This window comes from Sphingomonas sp. UYEF23 (assembly GCF_040546165.1).
In the GTDB taxonomy this organism is placed as follows: domain Bacteria; phylum Pseudomonadota; class Alphaproteobacteria; order Sphingomonadales; family Sphingomonadaceae; genus Sphingomonas; species Sphingomonas glacialis.
Genome location: NZ_JBEPNG010000001.1, coordinates 12854 through 31491 on the forward strand (window position 1 = coordinate 12854; position 18638 = coordinate 31491).

Consider the following 18638-nt stretch of genomic DNA (forward strand, 5'->3'; position numbering starts at 1 on the left):
AATGCAGCCGAGTGCCTTTCAAGAGGAGGCAATATGGCACTCTGGAAACGTGCAAGTACATACTACATCAAGCTCACAGCACCTGACGGAACGCTCATTAGACGCTCTACTGGGACCACCGACAGGACAAAGGCCGAAGAATATCACGACAAGCTAAAGGCCGAGCTGTGGGATCTTGCCAGGTTGAAGCGCAAGCCGAAGCGGACATGGGACGAAGCGGCTTTGCGGTGGCTTCAGGAGAAGCGTCACAAGAAGTCCTACAGGGACGATGTGTCGCGGATCCGGTGGTTCACCACGTATCTTCGTGGCAAGACATTGGACCAGGTGAGCAGGGATATGATCGACGGGATTATCTCTCGACATCATTCCCGTTCGAGTAGTCGTACGAAGGATCTCTATGTGGCGCTGATCCGCGCCATTTTCCGGATGGCGCAACGCGAATGGGAATGGATCGAGCACATTCCGGCGTTCAGGACCTACACAAGGAACGCGACACCGCGGGTGCGTTGGCTAACCCACGCGCAGGCCGATCGCCTTTTGGAGGAACTACCCCCTCACCAGCAGGACCTGATGCTGTTCGCGCTCGCTACGGGGCTGCGGCAGGGGAACATAAAAAGGCTGACTTGGGAGCAGGTCGATCTTCCCCGCCGTATCATCACGATCGAGCACGGCGACACCAAGAATAACGAGGCGCTGGGCGTTCCGCTTAACGATCTCGCTATCTCGGTTCTGAAACGGCAGATGGGCAAGCAGTGCGAGTATGTGTTCACTTATGCCGGTCGTCCGATTGGTCAGGTGAACACGAAACATTGGCGAGATGCGCTCAAGCGAGCGGGAATTGCCGATTTTCGCTGGCACGACTTGCGGCATACCTGGGCGAGTTGGCTCCGGCAGAATGACGTGCCCACTTGGGTGCTGCAGGAGCTCGGTGGCTGGAAATCAGAGACGATGGTGCGTCGGTATGCGCACATGTCGGTGAAGCATTTGCAGCCTTTCGCAGACCAGCTGATTTTTGAGGCTAAAACTGGTCACACCTCGCCCGAGGGAGAAAAACCCTGTCAAGGTCACAATATTGGTCACAGTGGGTCGCCGTTTCGGCTCAAACTCGTCGCCGGAACGGACACAAGTAACTGATATAACAGAAGAAGTATGGTGGACGCACTTGGGCTCGAACCAAGGACCCGCTGATTAAGAGTCAGCTGCTCTACCAACTGAGCTATGCGTCCATATCGCGGCGATCTGCGAGGCGCTTGGTGGCGCGACCGCTGCGGGAGGCGGTCGATTAGCAGCGTCGCCGCGCGATGCAAACCCTTTTTGTGCAGAGCGGCAAAAAAACTACCAGCGCACCGGCGAACGGCGATTGGTCCGGTCGATCGACATCAGAATCCCGAGGCACAGCATGAAGGTCATCTGGCTCGATCCGCCGTTGCTGATCAGCGGCAGCGGCACGCCGACCACCGGCGCCATCCCCATCACCATCGCCATGTTGATCGAAACATAATAGAAGATCGTCGCGGCAAGCCCGGCCGCGGTCAGCTTGGCGAAGCGCGATTGCGCCTGCATCGCAGTCGACAGCCCCCATTGCACGATCACGAGGAACGCGATGATCAGCAGCACGCCGCCGACCAGCCCCCATTCCTCCATCATCGTCGCGAGCGCGAAATCGGTATGCCCCTCGGGCAGGTAATCGAGATGGCTTTGCGTACCGTTGAGAAAGCCCTTGCCGAAGATCCCGCCCGATCCGATCGCGATCTTCGACTGGCTGATATGGTAGCCGATCCCGAGCGGATCGCTTTCGGGGTCGAGAAACACCAGGATGCGGTTGCGCTGATAGCCGTGCAGCACGAAATTGACCGCGAGCGGAACCGCCGCGCCGAGCGCAAGCGCGCCGCCGATGAACAAGCGGAGCGGCACGCCGGCGAGGAACATCACGGTGATGCCGCCGATCATGATCATCAATGCGGTGCCGAGGTCGGGTTGCTTCATCACCAGCGCCGCAGGAACCAGGATCAGCAGCGCCGCCGGCCAGATCGCGCCGAAGCGCCGCGTCTCGTTGGGCGGCAGCAGATCGTAGAATTTGGCGCAGGTCAGCACGATGCACGGCTTCATCAGCTCGGACGGCTGGAGCCGGAAGCCGATCCCGAGATCGAGCCAGCGCTGTCCGCCGCCGCGGATCGCACCGACGAGTTCGACGAGCACGAGCATCACGCACAGCGCGCCATAAGCAGGGAGCGCGGCATTGCTCCACACCCGCTCAGGGATCCGCGACAGCACGATCGCGCCGCTGAGGAAGACGAAGAAGCGGATGCCTTGCGACAGCGCCCAGGGGCGAATGCTGCCGCCCGCCGCCGAATAGAGCACGAGCGAATCGAAACAGCCGATCGCGAGGACGAGCAGCAGAATCTTCCACGGCAATTGCGCGAGCGGGGCAGGGACGAAACTCAGACCGCTCATGGGACATCCCGCTCGGTGGTGCCGTCCTCGGCGACGGTGTTGCCGTGCGCGGCGGTGTTGGCGAGCTCTTCTGCGGTCGCGACGTCGGCCGCCGCGGCGGCTTGCACCGCGGGCGCGTCGGTCGGGGCGCTCGCACCGAATTCGGTCTGCGCGCCGACCGCGAGCGGCGGCGCGTTGGCGGCGGCGCGGTAGGCCGCGGTCTCGGCCGCCATGCGCGTGCGGATGTCGCCACCCCAGGTCGCCTCGCCCTCGATCAGCGACGCCATCGCACGGTCGCGATCGAACAGATAGGTCATGATGTCGCGTGCGATCGCAGGCGTATCGAGATTGCGCACGGTATGGCCGCCATGTTCGAGCACGACGGCGATCGCGTAGCGCGGCTTGTCGTGCGGCGCGAAGCCCTGGAACAGCGCGTGATCGCGCATCTTGAAGGGAAGTTGGCCATTCTTGAGCACGCCGCCCGCGCGCTCGGCCATGGTGATCCGGCGGACCTGCGCGGTCCCTGTCTTACCCGCGAGCGCGACGCCCGGGATGAGCATCCGCGCCGCGCCGCCGGTCCCGCCGCCATTGACCACGCCCCACATCGCCTGGTGGATCGTATCGAGATGCTCGGGCGCGAACGGCAGGGCAGGGGCGCCGTGGCGGACATCCGCCGCGAGGATGCTCGGCTGGAGCGCGCGACCCGAGGCGAGCCGCGACGCCATCACCGCGAGCTGAAGCGGGTTGGAGAGCACATAGCCCTGGCCGATCGACGCATTGAGCGAATCGGCGACGGTCCATTGCTGCTTGTAGCGGCGCAGCTTCCACGCCGTATCGGGGACGGTGCCATAGCGCTGGCTGTTGAACGGCAGCTCGAACTTCTGCCCGAGCCCGAGCGACCGCGCGACCGGGGCGACATGATCGTAGCCGAGCCGGCGGATCATCTCGTAGAAATAGATGTCGCAGCTCTGCATGATCGCATTCTTGAGATCGAGCGCGCCGTGCCCGCTCTTCTTGTGGCAATGGAACACGCCCGTGCCGACGCGCAGCGCGCCCGAGCAGACGACGCGGTCCGACGCCGGCACGCCCGCACCGAGCAGCGCGAGCCCGTTCATCGGCTTGACGGTCGAGCCCGGCGGGTAGAGCCCCTGCAACACCTTGTTCATCAAGGGCACGTGGTCGTTTTCCGACAGCATCTTCCATTCGAGATGGCTGATCCCGTCGGAGAAATTGTTGGGATCATAGGCTGGCATCGACACCATCGCGAGCATCTCGCCCGTGAGGCAGTCGATCACCACCACCGAGCCCGACTGCGTGCCGAGCCGGCGTGCGGCATAGTCCTGCAGCCCGGCATCGATCGTCAGGCGCGCGTTGGCGCCAGGCTGATCGGGCCTGGTGGCGAGCTCTGCAACGAGCTTGCCGCGCGCGGTGACCTCGACACGCTTCTGCCCGGCGACGCCGCGCAGCTGCTTCTCGAGCGTCTTTTCGAGGCCGTCCTTGCCCAGCTTGAAGCCCGGCGTGACCATCAGTTGGTCGTGCGTCTGCTTATATTGTTCGGCCGAAGCCGCGCCGACATAGCCCGTCAGATGCGCGACCGCCGCGCCTGCGGGATAGCTGCGCGAGAAGCCGCGCGTCGGGGCGACGCCGGGCAGCTCGGGCAACCGCACGCTGACCGCGGCAAAGCGCTCCCAATCGAGATTTTCCGCGACCTGAACGGGCTGGAACCCGGCGGCATGTTCGAGATCGGCGACGAGCCGGTCCATTTCCTCGGGCGGCAGCTTGAGCAGGTCGCGCAGCAGCGCGAGGACATGGTCCTTGTTCTCGAGCCGGTCGGGGATGATGTCGACGCGGAAATCGGTGCGGTTGTTGGCGATCGGCGCGCCGTGGCGATCGACGATCCAGCCGCGGCGCGGCGGCACCAGCGTCATGTTGACGCGGTTGCTCTCCGACTTGAGCGTATATTGCTCGTTCTCGACCACCGCGAGCCACGTCATCCGCCCGGCGAGCGCAAGGCCGAACACGCCCTGCGCCGCGCCGAGCATCACGGTGCGCCGCGAGAAGCTGTAGCTTTGCGCCGCCTCGGTCGCGACGCGGCCGCTCGGGCGAAAGGCGCCGCCGCTCACATCTCCTCCTCGTCGTCGCCGAGCAGCGTGCACAGCCGGACCACCAGCGGGAACAACAGGATCGACACCGCGATCTGCAGCATCAGCCCGGTATCGACATGCGCGCCGATCGGCGATGCGACCAGACGCCCGAGGAGTAGGCAGAAGGCGATCGCGCCCGCCGCGATCAGCCAGTCCTGCCAAAAATCGCGATAGACGATGCGCTGGTCGATCAGGTCGATCATGAACAGGCACAACGTCCAGAACAGCATCGCGTTGCCGAGCGGTTGCCCGCTGAGCAGATCATCGAAGAAACCGAGCGGCAGCGGCGCCCAGATGCGCAGGCTCTCGGGTTTCGTGAGCCGCCAACCGAGCAGCATCAACAAGCCGAACGGCGGCAGCACCGGGAAACTTGCGACCATCGGCCACAGGGTCATGGCCGATCCGATCGCGACGGTGATCGCGGGCACGAACCGGCGGAAGCTCTGGTCGGGGACCTCGTCGAATGGGCCGCGGGCTTGCCTCATCGCGCGCTCACGGCTTCTTCTTGGGCGGACGCGGCGTGGCCGTCGCCTTGGGCTGCGGCGCGGGGACTGGGATCGGCGGCGCGGGCGGCATGAAAGCACGTTGAACCAGCGCATAATCGACCGTATCGGCCTGCGTGAACGCGCGCGCAATCGAGGCATCGCGTCCACGTCGCAGGACGCGGGCGACGGGGACGTCGGGCGGATAGATGCCGCCCGTCCCCGACGTCACGAACACATCGCCTGGGGCGAAATCGGTCGTCGCCGAGGCGACCGACTTGACGTCGATCAGCCCGTCGCCGCGTCCGGTCGCGAGCGCGGGGACGCCGTCGCGCGTGCGGCGCACCGGCACGACGCTTTCCGGGTCGCTCAGCAACAGCACGCGCGCGCTGTTTGGCCCCGCCTCGAGCACACGGCCGATCAGCCCCTCGGGCCCGCGCACCGGCTGGCCGCTTGCGACGCCCTGCCATGATCCAGCGTTGAGCACGGCGACGCGGCGCGTGCTCGACGCCGACGAGCTGACGAGCCGCGCGGTAACGACGGGCTCCGATATCCGTTCGCGGACCTGGAGCAAGGCGAGCAGGCGGCGGTTCTCATAGGAGAGCGAGCGCGCGCGCAGGAACAGCGCATGCTGCGCGGCAAGCTGCTTGCGCAGCGCGGCGTTCTGGTCGTGCACCGCGAAATAGCTGCCGATCCCGCCGGGAATCGCGCCGATCCCGCGGCCGACGCCCGCCAGCCCCGAGGACAGCGGGGTGCTCACTTCGGCAACGCTCGCGCGCAGTGCTGCAAAGGCGACGGGGTCCAAAGTCGACAAGGCAAGCAGCACCGCCCCGACGAGCGACCCCGCTACGGCGACGACATATCCTGCAAAAAGGCTGTATTGCGCCCGCCGCGAAAACCCCGGACGCCGATTGCGAGGCGGCGCCATCATACCCCCATCAAAAAGCCCGAGGGCCAGTAAAAACCTTGTTTCGCCTTACGCGATGTGCCGCGCCCTGAGTAGGGTCAATCCCTCGGCCCAGACCGCGCAACAGCTCACTTCACCGCGTCACGCGCTGTGGAGGACACCGCGATAGACCGGATCCTCAAGCGCCCGCCCGGTGCCGAGCGCGACGCAGGTGAGGGGGTCGTCGGCGATCGTGACGGGCAGGCCGGTCTCGTCGCGCAGCACTTCGTCGATGCCCTTGAGCAGCGCGCCGCCGCCGGTGAGCACGATGCCCTGGTCGACGATGTCGGCGGCGAGTTCGGGCGCAGTGTTCTCGAGTGCGATGCGGACGCCCTCGACGATCTGGCCGACGGGCTCGGAGAGCGCTTCGGCGATCTGGCCCTGGTTGATCTGGATTTCCTTGGGGACGCCGTTGACGAGATCGCGGCCCTTGACGTGGATCGTCAGACCGATGCCGTCCGCCGGCGGCTTGGCGACGCCGACTTCCTGCTTGATCCGCTCGGCGGTCGCATCGCCGATCAGGAGGTTGTGGTTGCGGCGGACGTAGGAGACGATCGCCTCGTCCATCTTGTCGCCGCCGACGCGCACCGACGTCGTGTAGGCGAGGCCGCGCAGCGAGAGCACGGCAACTTCGGTCGTGCCACCACCGATGTCGACCACCATCGAGCCGATCGGCTCGGTGACGGGCATGTCGGCGCCGATCGCGGCGGCCATCGGCTCCTCGATCAGCCAGACCTGGCTGGCACCGGCGTTCGACGCGGCATCGCGGATCGCGCGGCGCTCGACCGAGGTCGACCCCGACGGCACGCAGATCACGATCTGCGGCCAGCGCATGAAGCGGCGTTGCCCGCCATGCACCTTGTGGATGAAGTGCTTGATCATCTGCTCGGCGACGTCGATGTCGGCGATGACGCCGTCGCGTAAGGGGCGGATCGCCTGGATGCTGTCGGGGGTCTTGCCCATCATCAGCTTGGCGTCGTCGCCAACCGCCTTGACGCGCTTGACGCCGTTCAAGGTCTCGACCGCGACGACCGACGGTTCGTTGAGCACGATGCCCTTGCCGCGCAGATAGACCACCGTGTTGGCGGTCCCCAGATCGATCGCCATGTCATGGGAGGAAAAGCGGAAGAGATTCGAGAAAAAGCCCATGGATCGTTCCGTTTCACGCCGGACTTAGTGAACTGCCGACAGGTCGCACAATATCGTGACGTCGCTTACAACCAAGGCGTTCAGCGCGGCGGTGAAACCGCTCTGATACGTGGTGGAATGCGGGTCGCGGGAGGCCTGCGATTGGGCTAGAGCCTGCACCATGTCAATACGCCGCCTGCCCGAACATCTCGTCAATCGTATCGCTGCCGGTGAAGTGGTCGAAAGGCCCGCCAGCGCGTTGAAGGAGCTGGTCGAAAATGCGGTCGACGCCGGTGCGACGCGCATCGCTGTGCGCCTGGCGGGCGGGGGAACCGACCTTGTCGAGGTAACCGACGACGGCTGCGGCATGACGCCCGAAGACATGGCGCTCGCGCTCGAGCGGCACGCCACTTCGAAGCTTCCCGACGAGGCAATCGAAAACGTCAGCACGCTCGGTTTTCGCGGCGAGGCGTTGCCCTCGATCGCGAGCGTCGCGCGGATGACGCTTGAGAGCCGCGTGCGCGCGAACGAGGGCTGGGCGCGGGTGGTCGACAATGGCGTGGTCGTATCGGAAGGACCGGCGGCGATTCCTCCCGGAACGCGCGTGCGGGTCGAGGGCCTCTTCGAGCGCGTACCCGCGCGGCGCAAGTTCCTGCGCTCGCCGCGCAGCGAATTCGCCGCGTGCCTCGACGTGGTCAAGCGGCTGGCGATGGCGCGGCCCGATATCGGCTTCTCGGTCGAGCATGACGGGCGGCGCTCGCTCGGGGTGACCGGCGGCGAGACGCTCCCCGACCGCGTCGCCGCGCTGACCGATCGCGGGCTGGTCGACAATGGCGTCGGGATCGATTTCGTCCGCGAGGGGATCGGGCTGGGCGGGATCGCCGGCCTGCCGACCTTCAACCGCGGCGTGGCGGACCATCAATATCTGTTCGTCAACGGGCGGCCGGTGAAGGATCGGCTGCTGATCGGCGCGATTCGCGGGGCGTATGCCGAGATGATGCCGCGCGACCGGCATGCCGTGGTGGCGCTGTTTCTCGACGTTCCGCCCGACGCGGTCGATGTCAACGTCCATCCCGCGAAGACAGAGGTGCGGTTTCGTGATCCGGCGATGGTGCGCGGACTGATCGTCAGTGGCTTGCGGCGGGCCTTGGACGAGGCGGGACATCGCAGCCAGTCGGCCCCCGAAAGCGCGCTAGCTGCCTGGACGCAAGAGCAAAGCCCCTCTCCTTCAGGGGAGGGGTTGGGGTGGGGCCGTGTGCCACAAGACGAGGCGCCTGCTTTTTGGTCAGCCGTCCCCACCCCCAACCCCTCCCCTGAAGGGGAGGGGCTTTCACTGGATCAGCGTTCGTACGCGCTCAACGAGCGCCGCAGCGTCTTCACCCCGCCGCCGCAGGCCCGCGCCGAACCCGCTTATGCCCGCCCGCCCGAAACGATCGACTTCCCGCTCGGCGTCGCCCGCGGCCAAGTCGCGAAAACCTATATCGTCGCCGAGAGCCCCGATGGGCTTATCCTCGTCGATCAGCACGCCGCGCACGAACGGCTCGTGCTCGAACGCATGCGCAAGGCGATGGCGAGCGGCGGCGTCGCCAGCCAAGCGCTGCTCCTCCCCGAAGTGATCGAACTCGACGAACCCGCGTGCGATCGGCTCGAAGCGCGCGCGGCCGAGCTCAGCGAATTCGGCCTCGATCTCGACCGCTTCGGCCCGCATGCGATGCTGGTGCGCGGCGTGCCCGCGATGCTCGGGCAGAGCGACGTGACCGGGCTCGTCACCGATCTCGCCGACGAACTCGCCGCGTTCGACGAGGCGCTCAGCTTGAAGGAACGGCTCGACCATGTCGCGGCGACGATGGCGTGCCACGGCTCGGTCCGCGCCGGGCGGATCCTGTCGGTTGCCGAGATGAACGCGCTCCTCCGCGAAATGGAAGTCACCCCCCATTCTGGGCAGTGCAACCACGGCCGGCCGACGTGGGTGAAGCTCGCGCATGGCGATATCGAAAAGCTGTTCGGCCGCAAATAGCGGCTCGGCCCGCCGCGCATCAACCGCTTCTCAACGCTTGGTCTGCTACCGCTCGCCCCGGAGGCGAGGATGTACAAGATCACGGTCGATCGCGGTCATGCGCTGGTCAAGATCGAGATGCGCGCGATGCTCGATGTTGCCGATAGTGCGCGGCTCGTGTCCGAGCTGATCGCGCAGATCACGGAGGCGCGCCTCGCAAGCTATGCGCTGATCCTCGATATCGCGCAGTGTCCGATCCAGTCGAAGGAGATGATCGCCGCGATGGGCGAACATCTGACGAAGATGCAGCGCGTCCGCGCGATCGCGATCGTCACCGGCGCGACGCTCGCGCGGCTGCAGGTCCGCCGGATCTTCTCGCAGCCCTTCACCCGCTTCACTTCGACCTATGACGAGGCGTTGCGCTGGGTGCTGTCGGGTGTCGAGCCCGGCGGCGCCTCGACACCAGGGTGAAAGCAAGAAAGCTTTCCAAAAGCTGAACCTTTGCCGGGGTCGCGCATTCTAGAGGCAACCCCTGCAAAACAGTTCAGCAAAGCGATTCGCCCAATGGCCAAAGTTCTCCCGGTTGTCCTCGCCCTAATCCCGTTCGCAGCGCTCGTCGGCGCGTGCGCGGTGACAGGCTAAACCCCGCTCCGCTCCAGCCCCCTCTCCCCGGGGCGGAGACCAAGAAAAGGGCCGCCCGGATTGCTCCGGACGGCCCTTTTTTTGTCGACAGACGCTGCAAAGGCTTAGGCCTCTGCGGTCGCCTCGTCCGAAGTGTTCGACACTTCGGCGGTCGCGCCAGGCTCGGCGTTGGGATCGTAATCCTCGACGAAACCGGCCTCGTCCTTTTCGAACATGGCTTCCATGACGTTGACGCCATCGGCCTGCATCTTCGCCTCTTCGGGCGAACGGGCGATATTGACCTTGATCGTCACGGCCACTTCCGGGTGGAGCGAAACCTTGACCTCATAGAGGCCGATCGCCTTGATCGGCTTGTTGAGCACGATCGCCGACTTCGGCACCTTGTGGCCTTCGGCCTCGAGCCCGTCGATCAAATCGCGAACCGCGACCGAACCGTAGAGCTGACCGGTGTTCGACGACTGACGGATCAGCGTCAGCGTGATGCCGTCGATCGTCTTGGCTTCGACCTCGGCCTCGGTGCGCTTCACAGCGTTGTCGGCCACGATCTTCTCGCGGTTCTTCTCGAAGACCTTGCGGTTGGCTTCGTTCGAACGCAGCGCCTTCTTGTTCGGCAGGAGGAAGTTGCGGGCGAACCCGTCCTTCACCTTGACGACGTCGCCGATGTTGCCGAGCTTCTCGACGCGTTCCAGCAGGATGATATCCATCTGTTGGGCCCCTTACTTAACGATGTAGGGCAGCAGGCCCAGATGGCGCGAACGCTTGATCGCCTGGGCGAGCTCACGCTGCTTCTTGCCGCTCACCGAGGTGATGCGGCTAGGAACGATCTTGCCACGCTCGGAGACGAAGCCCTGAAGCAACCGGACGTCCTTATAGTCGATCCGGGGGGCATCCTTGGCCGAGAACGGGCAGGACTTGCGGCGGCGGAAAAATGGGCGTGCCATTGTCTATAACTCCCTTATTCGCCGTCGAAGCTGCGGCGGGGGCGATCTTCACGATCACCACGGTCGGGACGATCGCCACGGCCTTCACGGCCGCCCTCGCGGTCGCCACGACGCTCACGGTCGCGGTCCGACTTGCGCATCATGACGCTCGGGCCTTCTTCCGAGGCATCGATCTTGACGGTCATGTAGCGGATGATGTCTTCGTTGATCTGCGTCTGGCGCTCCAGCTCGGCGATCACGTTGCCCGGGGCATCGATCTCGAGCATGACGTAATGCGCTTTGCGGTTCTTCGCGATCTTGTACGCGAGGCTACGCAGACCCCAATTCTCGGTCTTGACGACCCGACCTTCGTTGTCGTTGACAATCTTGGTGGCGATTTCCGCCAGAGCGTCCACCTGCGCCTGTGCCAGATCCTGGCGCGCAAGGAACACGTGCTCGTATAGAGCCATGTGTCTCGTCTTTCATTCTTGGCCGATCGCTGACGCCCGCACCATGCGAGACGCCCCTCCGGCTATCTTCAGTAAATTGGCGTCTTCAATAGCAACCGGGGCGGAAAGCGTGCGCTCTCCACCCCGATCGATGTGCCATAGCGAAATCGGCGCGGAAGGCAAGCCTCCCGCGCCGGTTCGCGGGTCTTAGTTGAACGCGCCGCCAAGCACAGCGCCGATCAGGCCGCCGCTCAGCGCGACGAGGACGGCGTCGTTCCCCGAGCGCACCCAGTGATAGCCGCGCGGCGGGGCGTAAAGGCGACGGCCGCGATACTGGCGCCAATCGCGGATCTCCTGATAGTTGTTGGCATAGCGGCGATCGAAGCGCTGGCCGCGCGCCCAGCGACGAGCTTGCTGCGGCCGGACGACGCGACGCTCTGTAACGACCGTGCGGCCATTGGGCTGCTGACGGATCACCGTGGTGCGGCGCTCGTCGCGCTGCTGGGCCGATACGCCGGTTGCGGCAAGCGGGCTCAGAATCGACGATGCAGCGAGGGCTGCGAGAATGAACTTGTTCATGATGAACTCCTTGTTTCGGACGGCGCCTTAACTCCCGGCGTCGAACCCAATCTAGGAAGCGTTTGTCGCGCATCCGTGACGACCAGAACCCGAAATGGTCGCAAAGTGTCCCGGCCGGAACGGTCCCGTTCAGCTTGGTCGCTGCCGTGGATGTTGCCCGCCCGGTTCTTGACGCGGGTTTGGCCGAGCGCCTAACCGCCGGGGCAAAGGAGTATCATGATGCGTGCGTTTATCTTCCCGGGGCAAGGCAGTCAGTCGGTCGGCATGGGCAAGGCTCTCGCCGAAGCCAGTGCGGTTGCGCGTGCGGTGTTCCAGGAAGTCGACGATGCGCTCGGGCAGCATCTCTTCCGGTTGATGTGCGATGGTCCCGAGGACCAGCTGCAGCTGACCGAGAATGCCCAGCCCGCGATCATGGCCAACGCCATCGCGACGCTGCGCGTGCTGGAAGAGGAGGGCGGCGTGCGGCTTGCCGACAAGGCCGATTATGTCGCAGGCCATTCGCTCGGCGAATATAGCGCATTGTGCGCAGCGGGCGCGATCGACCTCGCGACGACTGCCAAGCTGCTCAAGCTGCGCGGCCAGGCGATGCAGGCAGCGGTGCCCGTTGGCGTCGGCGCGATGGCGGCGCTGCTCGGCGCCGACGTCGACAAGGCGCGCGCCATTGCCGAGGCGGCAGCCGAAGGCGAGGTGTGCACCGTAGCCAATGACAATGATCCGTCGCAGGTGGTGATCTCAGGGCATCGCGGCGCGATCGAGCGTGCGATCGCGCTTGCCAAGGAAATGGGCGCAAAGCGCGCGGTGTTGCTGCCGGTGTCGGCGCCGTTCCACTGCCCGCTGATGCAGCCTGCCGCCGATGCGATGGAGAAGGCGCTCGTCGAAGCGCGGATCGATGCGCCGCTGGTGCCGCTGTTCGCCAATGTCACGGCGGCGGCGGTCGGCGACCCCGACACCATCCGCCGGCTGTTGGTCGAGCAGGTGACCGGCATGGTGCGCTGGCGCGAATCGGTGCTGGCGCTGCAGGCGGCAGGCGTCGAGCGCTTCGTCGAATTCGGCGGCAAGGTGCTGACGCCGATGGTCAAGCGGATCGCGGGCGATGTCGAGGCGGTCAGCGTGGTGACGATGGACGATGTCGAGGCTTTGGTTAAGGTGCTTTAAGAAGGGGTTGTTCACGCGGAGACGCGGAGACGCGGAGAAGAAGTGAGGGATATAGACGAGATCAGCGGAAATGTGCTCGACGTAGCGTTGCGCTTGCACCGCGATCTGGGGCCCGGCTTGCTGGAGAGCGTCTATGAGATGGTGTTGGCCGGGAAGCTATCCGCGCTCGGCTATGAGGTGGCGCGTCAGCGCTCGGTTGATATCGAATTTGAGGGCATGCGGTTCGACGCTGCGTTTCGGATCGACCTGCTCGTCGATCACCGTCTCCTCGTCGAAATAAAATCGGTCCAGCGGCTCAATGTCGCACATGCCAAACAACTTTTAACCTACCTGCGACTGACACGGCAGCCCGTCGGGCTGTTGATCAATTTCGGAGGCGCGACGCTCAAGGAAGGAGTGCGACGGATCGTGAATAATCACCACTCCTCCGCGTCTCCGCGTCTCCGCGTGAATCAAATCTGATGGAGAGTAGAATGTTCGACCTAACAGGCATGACCGCGCTCGTGACCGGGGCCTCCGGCGGGATCGGCTCGGCGATCGCTCAGGCGCTTGCCGCGCAGGGCGCGCGGCTGGCGGTTTCGGGCTCCAACGTCGCCAAGCTCGAGGCGTTTCGTGACAGCCTCGGCGGCGAGCATGTCGCGCTGCCGTGCGATCTGTCCGACGGCGCGGCGGTCGATGCGCTCGTGCCTGCGGCGGTCGAGGCGCTTGGCGGCAAGCTCGACATCCTCGTCAACAATGGCGGCATCACGCGCGACAATCTCGTGATGCGGATGAAGGACGACGAGTGGGATCAAGTGATCCGCGTCAATCTCGAAGCCGCCTTCCGCCTCGCGCGCGCGGCGGCGCGGCCGATGATGAAGGCGCGCTTCGGGCGAATCGTGTCGATCACTTCGGTCGTCGGGACGACCGGAAATCCGGGCCAGGCGAACTATGCCGCGTCGAAGGGCGCGCTCACCGCAATGTCGAAGGCGCTCGCGCAGGAGCTCGCCAGCCGCGGCATCACCGTCAACTGCGTCGCGCCCGGTTTCATCGCCTCGCCGATGACCGAAACGCTGCCCGATGCTCAGAAACAAGCGCTCAACGCCCGCATTCCCATGGGAAAAATGGGCGCGGGGGCAGACATCGGCGCGGCAGTGGTCTATCTCTCGAGCCGCGAGGCGGGCTATGTCACCGGACAGACGCTGCACGTCAACGGCGGCATGGCCATGATCTAAAGGGGATCTGAGTGTCCCTACTTGCAAGCCTCGGACGCGCGTTCTACGTGCGTTCAGGAATTCCAACACCCCCATCGATAGAGGGACGATACACATGAGCGAGACCGCAGACCGCGTTAAGAAAATCGTCGTCGAGCATCTCGGCGTTGAAGCCGACAAAGTGACCGAAGACGCGAGCTTCATCGACGATCTGGGCGCGGACAGCCTCGACATCGTCGAGCTCGTCATGGCCTTCGAAGAAGAATTCGAAGTCGAGATCCCCGACGATGCCGCCGAGAAGATCACGACCGTCAAGGACGCGATCACCTTCATCGACGAGCACAAGAGCTGAGCCTAGCGCTTTTAGCGCGGCCGCACGGCTGATGTACAGGAACGGCTCCCCGTCCCAGGGCAATGACCGGGGGTGGGGGGCCGTTCCCATTTACGAAGATCAAGAATTTACACGGAGATGGCCATGCGGCGTGTTGTCGTAACCGGACTGGGGCTCGTGACGCCGCTCGGCGCCGATGTCGAAACCGCCTGGGCGAATATTCTCGCGGCGAAATCGGGCGCGGGGACGATCACGCGCTTCGACGCGACCGATTATGCCTGCACGATCGCGTGCGAGGTCAAGCCCGCCGACCATCCCTATGGCTTCGACCCCAACAAGCGCGTCGACCACAAGGTCCAGCGCCAGGTCGATCCGTTCATCATCTACGGCATCGATGCCGCCGGCCAGGCGCTCGAGGATGCCGGACTACTCGACATGACGCTCGAGCAGAAATATCGCGCCGGCTGCTCGATCGGCGCCGGCATCGGCGGCCTGCCGGGAATCGCCAGCGAATCGATCGTGTTGCACGAAAAGGGCCCGCGCCGCGTCAGCCCGCACTTCGTCCATGGTCGCCTCATCAACCTCATCACCGGCCAGGTGCAGATCAAATACGGCCTGATGGGCCCCAACCACGCCGTCGTCACCGCTTGCTCGACCGGCGCGCATTCGATCGGCGACGCCGCGCGGATGATCGCGATGGACGATGCCGACGTGATGCTCGCGGGCGGCGCCGAGGGTGCGATCTGCCCCTTGGGCATCGCCGGCTTCTCGCAGGCGCGCGCGCTCTCGACCAATTTCAACGCGACGCCCGAAAAGGGCAGCCGCCCGTACGACAAGGACCGCGACGGCTTCGTGATGGGCGAGGGCGCAGGCGTCGTCTGCCTCGAGGAATATGAGCATGCCAAGGCACGCGGCGCGAAGATCTATGCCGAGGTGATCGGCTATGGCCTGTCGGGCGACGCCTATCACGTCACCGCGCCGCATCCCGAGGGCTCGGGCGCGTTCCGGTCGATGGAAATGGCGATGCGCAAGTCGGGTCTCGAGCTCTCGGACATCGATTACATCAACGCGCACGGCACCTCGACCCCGCTCGGCGACGAGCTCGAGCTGAACGCGGTGCGCCGGCTGTTCGGCGACAATATCAAGACGATGTCGATGAGCTCGACCAAGTCGGCGATCGGGCATCTGCTCGGCGGCGCGGGCGCAGTCGAGAGCATCTTCTGCATCCTCGCGATGCGCGACCAGATCGTGCCGCCGACGCTCAACCTCGACAATCCGAGCGACAATTGCGTGGGCGTCGACCTTGTCCCGCACGTCGCCAAGAAGCGGTCGGTCAAGGCGGTGCTCAACAATTCGTTCGGCTTCGGCGGGACGAATGCGAGCCTCGTCCTGCGCGCGATGTGAGGGCGCGCCGTGCGTCCGCCCAAACGCGGCGCGCGGCGGCCAGCGCGCGGTTCAACCCGAAGCAAGGATAGCGCCATGCGCAAGGTCGGGTGCCTGGGACTGCTGATTGGCCTCGCGGTGATCGCCGCGTTGCTGATCGTCGTGCAGATGTGGGGCGGCCGCGGGCCGCTCGCGCGTCCGATCAGCGTACAGATCGCGCCGGGCAGCAGTCTGGCAGCGGCCTCGGTCGAGCTTGAGAAATCGGGCGCGATCGCGTCGGCGAGCCGTTTCCGCATGTTCGCCAAGGTGTTCGGGGCGGACTCGCCGATCAAGGCGGGCGAATATCGCATTCCGGCGCATCTCAGCCAGGCCGATATCCTCAAGGTGTTGCAGGGCACCAAGACGATCCAGCGTTTCGTGACGATCCCGGAGGGGTGGCCCGCGGTGATGGTCAAGGACGCCCTCGACCGCGCGACCGAGCTAAAAGGCAGCGTCGAGGTGCCGCCCGAGGGCAGCGTGCTGCCCGACAGCTATGCCTTCCAGCGCGGCGACGAGCGCAGCTTCATCCTCAAGCGGATGCAGAACGTGCGCAAACGCTACCTCGCCGCCGCCTGGGCGAAGCGCGCGCCGGGGCTCGCCGTGACGACGCCCGAGCAAGCGTTGATCCTCGCCTCGATCGTCGAGAAGGAAACCGGCAAGCCAAGCGAGCGTGCGATGGTTGCGGCGGTTTATTCGAACCGGTTGAAGCGCGGGATGATGCTGCAGGCCGACCCGACGATCATCTATCCGATCACCAAGGGGCGTCCGCTCGGGCGCAAGATCCTGCTGTCCGAAGTGCATGCGGTCAACGCGTACAACACCTATGCGATGGTCGGGCTGCCGGTCGGGCCGATCTGCAACCCCGGGCGCGCGTCGATCGACGCCGTGCTCAACCCCGCCAAGTCGAACGCGCTGTATTTCGTGGCGGACGGGTCAGGCGGGCATGTGTTTGCCGACACGCTCGAACAGCATAACGCCAATGTCGTGAAGTGGCGCGCGTATCGCGCGGCGCACGGGATCTAGCGGGGGGCGGCGCGAGCCTGTCGACGATCGCCCTGTGACCACTCAAGACGTCACCCCGGCCTTGTGCCGAGGTCTACCGGGCCGCACATCCTGCACGTGTAGATCGCGCATCGCGGTGGACCCCGGCACGAGGCCGGGGTGACGGGGAGGTCTTACCCGCGCAACCCGCTCGCAGCCCGCGCGATCGCCTCGACTTCTTCCATCGTCGCGCCCTTGGGCGTGACCCAACTCCCGCCGACGCACAGCACAGGCTTGAAGCTCAGCCACTCGGGCGCGCTTGCTTCGGTGATGCCGCCGGTCGGGCAGAAGCTGCACTGGTAGAAGGGCGCCGCCAACGCCTTGAGCGCCTTCAACCCGCCATTCGCCTCAGCCGGGAAGAACTTGAAGTTGGTGAGGCCGAGGTCGAGCCCGGTCATGATGTCGGCGGCATTGGCGATTCCCGGCAGGAACGGCACGCCGCTCGCGATGATCGGCTTGGCGAGGCGCTCGGTCAGGCCGGGCGAGACGATGAACTCGGCGCCGGCATCGACCGCCTGCTTGAACTGATCGGGATTGACGACGGTGCCCGCACCGACGATCGCGCCCGGCACCTTCTTCATCTCGGCGATCGCCTCGAGCGCGGCGGGGGTGCGCAGCGTGACTTCGAGCACCTTCAGACCGCCAGCGACGAGCGCTTCGGCAAGCGGGCGCGCGGTCGCGGCATCGTCGATCACCAGCACGGGGATGACGGCGCTGGTGCGCATGATGTCGGTGATGGTCGTCATAGCGTATGCTCCTGGGCAAAGGCGGCAGCCGCGCCGAACAGGCCGGGCTGCGGATAGGTGATGAGCTTGACCGGGATTGCCGCCATCCGGCCCTGGAAGCGGCCCTTGGCGGTGAAGCGCTCGGCAAAGCCCGATTTGCGGATATGGTCCTTCAGCCGCAGTCCGAGCCCGCCCGCGATGACGACGGCGTTCGAGCCATGTGCTAGCGCGAGATCGCCCGCGACTGCGCCGAGCGCCATGCAGAAGCGATCGAGCGCGGCGACCGCGAGGCTGTCGCCTTCGTCGAGCGCCGAACTCCAGATCGCCTTGTCGTCGAGCCGCGTGATCGAGCGATGTTCGATATGCGCGAGCGTCTCGTAGATCGCGACGATGCCGGGGCCCGAGACGACGCGCTCAGCCGACACACGCGTATAGGCGGTGCGCAGCCGCTTCACCATCGCATCCTCGATCGCATCGAGCGGAGCGAAGTCGATATGCCCGCCTTCGGTTTCGAGCACGTGATAGCGCTCGGACGTGCGCAGCACTTGTGCGACGCCGAGCCCGGTGCCGGGTCCGCAGACGGTGATCACGCCGTGCTCGGGGAAGGGTATGTCGGGACCGCACAGATGCAGGAAATCGCCGTGATCGACCTGCGCGACAGCCTGGCCGACCGCGCCGAAATCGTTGATCAGCACGAAGTCGTCGACGTGGAGCCGTTCCTTGATCAGCGGCGGGCGGATCACCCAGGGGTTGTTGGTCAGCTTGATCACGTCGCCGCTGATCGGCGAGGCGACCGCGATCGCGGCGGCACGCGGCAGCGGGCGGCCGATCTGCTGGCCGAACGCCTCCCAGGCGGTCTGGAAACCGGCATATTCGGCGGTCTTGAGCGTGACCGGCTCGCCGAGCGTGACGACGCGGCCCGTATCGACCTCCGCAATCGCGAAGCGCGCATGCGTGCCGCCGATATCGACCGAAACGACTTCCATTCTAATCCCCTCCAATATCTCGCATCGTGCGCGCTGCTGCGTTGGCAGCAGCGCGGCGTGGGGCAA

20 protein-coding genes and 1 tRNA gene are annotated in these 18638 nt (G+C 65.4%); 9 read left to right on the forward strand and 12 right to left on the reverse strand.

Annotated elements, in window-relative coordinates; translation table 11 throughout:
• Positions 1-33 precede the first annotated feature (33 nt).
• Positions 34-1134, forward strand: coding sequence for a tyrosine-type recombinase/integrase (locus ABIB28_RS00075; RefSeq protein ID WP_354285447.1), 1101 nt, complete (start codon positions 34-36; stop codon positions 1132-1134).
• Positions 1135-1150: 16 nt separating this feature from the next.
• Here ABIB28_RS00075 and ABIB28_RS00080 read toward each other — a convergent pair.
• The 6 genes from ABIB28_RS00080 to ABIB28_RS00105 all read right to left on the reverse strand — a co-directional run bounded on the left by ABIB28_RS00080 (position 1151) and on the right by ABIB28_RS00105 (position 7154).
• Positions 1151-1226, reverse strand: a tRNA-Lys gene (locus ABIB28_RS00080).
• Between the two features lie 109 nt (positions 1227-1335).
• On the reverse strand, positions 1336-2454 hold the full coding sequence (rodA, locus tag ABIB28_RS00085; protein ID WP_133188014.1) for a rod shape-determining protein RodA: 1119 nt from the start codon (positions 2452-2454) through the stop codon (positions 1336-1338).
• Positions 2451-4475 carry a penicillin-binding protein 2 gene (gene mrdA / locus ABIB28_RS00090; RefSeq protein ID WP_426263913.1) on the reverse strand — a complete coding sequence of 675 codons (2025 nt, stop codon included), beginning with the start codon at positions 4473-4475 and terminating at the stop codon, positions 2451-2453. The genes rodA and mrdA overlap by 4 nt, the downstream gene beginning before the upstream one ends.
• A 77-nt stretch (positions 4476-4552) precedes the next feature.
• Entirely contained in the window at positions 4553-5062 is a 510-nt protein-coding gene (mreD, locus tag ABIB28_RS00095) for a rod shape-determining protein MreD (RefSeq protein WP_354285450.1), read from the reverse strand.
• A 7-nt stretch (positions 5063-5069) separates the two neighbouring features.
• On the reverse strand, positions 5070-5987 hold the full coding sequence (gene mreC, locus ABIB28_RS00100) for a rod shape-determining protein MreC (protein WP_354285452.1): 918 nt from the start codon (positions 5985-5987) through the stop codon (positions 5070-5072).
• Between the two features lie 120 nt (positions 5988-6107).
• Complete coding sequence (locus ABIB28_RS00105; RefSeq protein WP_010186326.1) at positions 6108-7154, reverse strand: rod shape-determining protein; 1047 nt, start codon at positions 7152-7154, stop codon at positions 6108-6110.
• A gap of 160 nt (positions 7155-7314) precedes the next feature.
• Between ABIB28_RS00105 and mutL the strand changes: the two genes are divergently transcribed.
• Positions 7315-9150, forward strand: coding sequence for a DNA mismatch repair endonuclease MutL (mutL, locus tag ABIB28_RS00110; protein ID WP_354285454.1), 1836 nt, complete (start codon positions 7315-7317; stop codon positions 9148-9150).
• A gap of 69 nt (positions 9151-9219) precedes the next feature.
• Complete coding sequence (locus tag ABIB28_RS00115) at positions 9220-9600, forward strand: hypothetical protein (protein WP_354285456.1); 381 nt, start codon at positions 9220-9222, stop codon at positions 9598-9600.
• 275 nt (positions 9601-9875) lie between these two features.
• Here ABIB28_RS00115 and rplI read toward each other — a convergent pair whose 3' ends face one another.
• The 4 genes from rplI to ABIB28_RS00135 form a co-directional block, all read right to left on the reverse strand.
• The gene (gene rplI, locus ABIB28_RS00120) at positions 9876-10475 is read right to left on the reverse strand and encodes a 50S ribosomal protein L9 (protein ID WP_133188026.1); all 600 of its coding nucleotides are present in this window, start codon (positions 10473-10475) and stop codon (positions 9876-9878) included.
• Positions 10476-10487: 12 nt separating this feature from the next.
• Complete coding sequence (rpsR, locus tag ABIB28_RS00125) at positions 10488-10712, reverse strand: 30S ribosomal protein S18 (protein ID WP_010186331.1); 225 nt, start codon at positions 10710-10712, stop codon at positions 10488-10490.
• Between the two features lie 14 nt (positions 10713-10726).
• A complete protein-coding gene (gene rpsF / locus ABIB28_RS00130; RefSeq protein ID WP_133188028.1) occupies positions 10727-11161 on the reverse strand; it encodes a 30S ribosomal protein S6 in 435 nt (144 codons plus the stop codon).
• A 186-nt stretch (positions 11162-11347) separates the two neighbouring features.
• Entirely contained in the window at positions 11348-11719 is a 372-nt protein-coding gene (locus ABIB28_RS00135; protein ID WP_354285460.1) for an RcnB family protein, read from the reverse strand.
• A gap of 219 nt (positions 11720-11938) precedes the next feature.
• Here ABIB28_RS00135 and fabD point away from each other — a divergent pair, with 219 nt between their 5' ends.
• From fabD to mltG, 6 genes are all read left to right on the forward strand, one after another.
• Positions 11939-12874: an ACP S-malonyltransferase gene (fabD, locus tag ABIB28_RS00140; protein WP_354285462.1), complete on the forward strand. Its 936-nt coding sequence runs from the start codon at positions 11939-11941 to the stop codon at positions 12872-12874.
• A 42-nt stretch (positions 12875-12916) separates the two neighbouring features.
• Entirely contained in the window at positions 12917-13336 is a 420-nt protein-coding gene (locus ABIB28_RS00145) for a GxxExxY protein (RefSeq protein WP_354285464.1), read from the forward strand.
• Positions 13337-13347: 11 nt separating this feature from the next.
• The gene (fabG, locus tag ABIB28_RS00150; protein ID WP_354285466.1) at positions 13348-14088 is read left to right on the forward strand and encodes a 3-oxoacyl-[acyl-carrier-protein] reductase; all 741 of its coding nucleotides are present in this window, start codon (positions 13348-13350) and stop codon (positions 14086-14088) included.
• A gap of 94 nt (positions 14089-14182) precedes the next feature.
• A complete protein-coding gene (locus tag ABIB28_RS00155) occupies positions 14183-14419 on the forward strand; it encodes an acyl carrier protein (protein ID WP_010186338.1) in 237 nt (78 codons plus the stop codon).
• Positions 14420-14542: 123 nt separating this feature from the next.
• Complete coding sequence (gene fabF / locus ABIB28_RS00160) at positions 14543-15802, forward strand: beta-ketoacyl-ACP synthase II (protein ID WP_133188038.1); 1260 nt, start codon at positions 14543-14545, stop codon at positions 15800-15802.
• A 75-nt stretch (positions 15803-15877) separates the two neighbouring features.
• Complete coding sequence (gene mltG, locus ABIB28_RS00165) at positions 15878-16843, forward strand: endolytic transglycosylase MltG (protein WP_354285469.1); 966 nt, start codon at positions 15878-15880, stop codon at positions 16841-16843.
• 152 nt (positions 16844-16995) lie between these two features.
• Here the strand turns inward: mltG and eda are convergent, their stop codons facing one another.
• Complete coding sequence (gene eda / locus ABIB28_RS00170) at positions 16996-17607, reverse strand: bifunctional 4-hydroxy-2-oxoglutarate aldolase/2-dehydro-3-deoxy-phosphogluconate aldolase (RefSeq protein WP_133188042.1); 612 nt, start codon at positions 17605-17607, stop codon at positions 16996-16998.
• Positions 17604-18572: a glucokinase gene (glk, locus tag ABIB28_RS00175; RefSeq protein WP_354285471.1), complete on the reverse strand. Its 969-nt coding sequence runs from the start codon at positions 18570-18572 to the stop codon at positions 17604-17606. The genes eda and glk overlap by 4 nt, the downstream gene beginning before the upstream one ends.
• Positions 18573-18638: the final 66 nt, after the last annotated feature.

What these genes read in the sequence shown, in the direction of transcription:
- mutL (WP_354285454.1), top strand. Translation starts at nt 7,315, where the DNA reads ATGTCAATACGCCGCCTGCCCGAACATCTCGTCAATCGTATCGCTGCC.
- rplI (WP_133188026.1), bottom strand. Translation starts at nt 10,475, where the DNA reads ATGGATATCATCCTGCTGGAACGCGTCGAGAAGCTCGGCAACATCGGC.
- ABIB28_RS00105 (WP_010186326.1), bottom strand. Translation starts at nt 7,154, where the DNA reads ATGGGCTTTTTCTCGAATCTCTTCCGCTTTTCCTCCCATGACATGGCG.
- ABIB28_RS00135 (WP_354285460.1), bottom strand. Translation starts at nt 11,719, where the DNA reads ATGAACAAGTTCATTCTCGCAGCCCTCGCTGCATCGTCGATTCTGAGC.
- glk (WP_354285471.1), bottom strand. Translation starts at nt 18,572, where the DNA reads ATGGAAGTCGTTTCGGTCGATATCGGCGGCACGCATGCGCGCTTCGCG.
- rpsR (WP_010186331.1), bottom strand. Translation starts at nt 10,712, where the DNA reads ATGGCACGCCCATTTTTCCGCCGCCGCAAGTCCTGCCCGTTCTCGGCC.
- eda (WP_133188042.1), bottom strand. Translation starts at nt 17,607, where the DNA reads ATGACGACCATCACCGACATCATGCGCACCAGCGCCGTCATCCCCGTG.
- ABIB28_RS00075 (WP_354285447.1), top strand. Translation starts at nt 34, where the DNA reads ATGGCACTCTGGAAACGTGCAAGTACATACTACATCAAGCTCACAGCA.
- rpsF (WP_133188028.1), bottom strand. Translation starts at nt 11,161, where the DNA reads ATGGCTCTATACGAGCACGTGTTCCTTGCGCGCCAGGATCTGGCACAG.
- ABIB28_RS00155 (WP_010186338.1), top strand. Translation starts at nt 14,183, where the DNA reads ATGAGCGAGACCGCAGACCGCGTTAAGAAAATCGTCGTCGAGCATCTC.
- mrdA (WP_426263913.1), bottom strand. Translation starts at nt 4,475, where the DNA reads ATGCTCGGCGCGGCGCAGGGCGTGTTCGGCCTTGCGCTCGCCGGGCGG.
- fabG (WP_354285466.1), top strand. Translation starts at nt 13,348, where the DNA reads ATGTTCGACCTAACAGGCATGACCGCGCTCGTGACCGGGGCCTCCGGC.
- mreC (WP_354285452.1), bottom strand. Translation starts at nt 5,987, where the DNA reads ATGGCGCCGCCTCGCAATCGGCGTCCGGGGTTTTCGCGGCGGGCGCAA.
- fabD (WP_354285462.1), top strand. Translation starts at nt 11,939, where the DNA reads ATGCGTGCGTTTATCTTCCCGGGGCAAGGCAGTCAGTCGGTCGGCATG.
- fabF (WP_133188038.1), top strand. Translation starts at nt 14,543, where the DNA reads ATGCGGCGTGTTGTCGTAACCGGACTGGGGCTCGTGACGCCGCTCGGC.
- ABIB28_RS00115 (WP_354285456.1), top strand. Translation starts at nt 9,220, where the DNA reads ATGTACAAGATCACGGTCGATCGCGGTCATGCGCTGGTCAAGATCGAG.
- rodA (WP_133188014.1), bottom strand. Translation starts at nt 2,454, where the DNA reads ATGAGCGGTCTGAGTTTCGTCCCTGCCCCGCTCGCGCAATTGCCGTGG.
- mreD (WP_354285450.1), bottom strand. Translation starts at nt 5,062, where the DNA reads ATGAGGCAAGCCCGCGGCCCATTCGACGAGGTCCCCGACCAGAGCTTC.
- mltG (WP_354285469.1), top strand. Translation starts at nt 15,878, where the DNA reads ATGCGCAAGGTCGGGTGCCTGGGACTGCTGATTGGCCTCGCGGTGATC.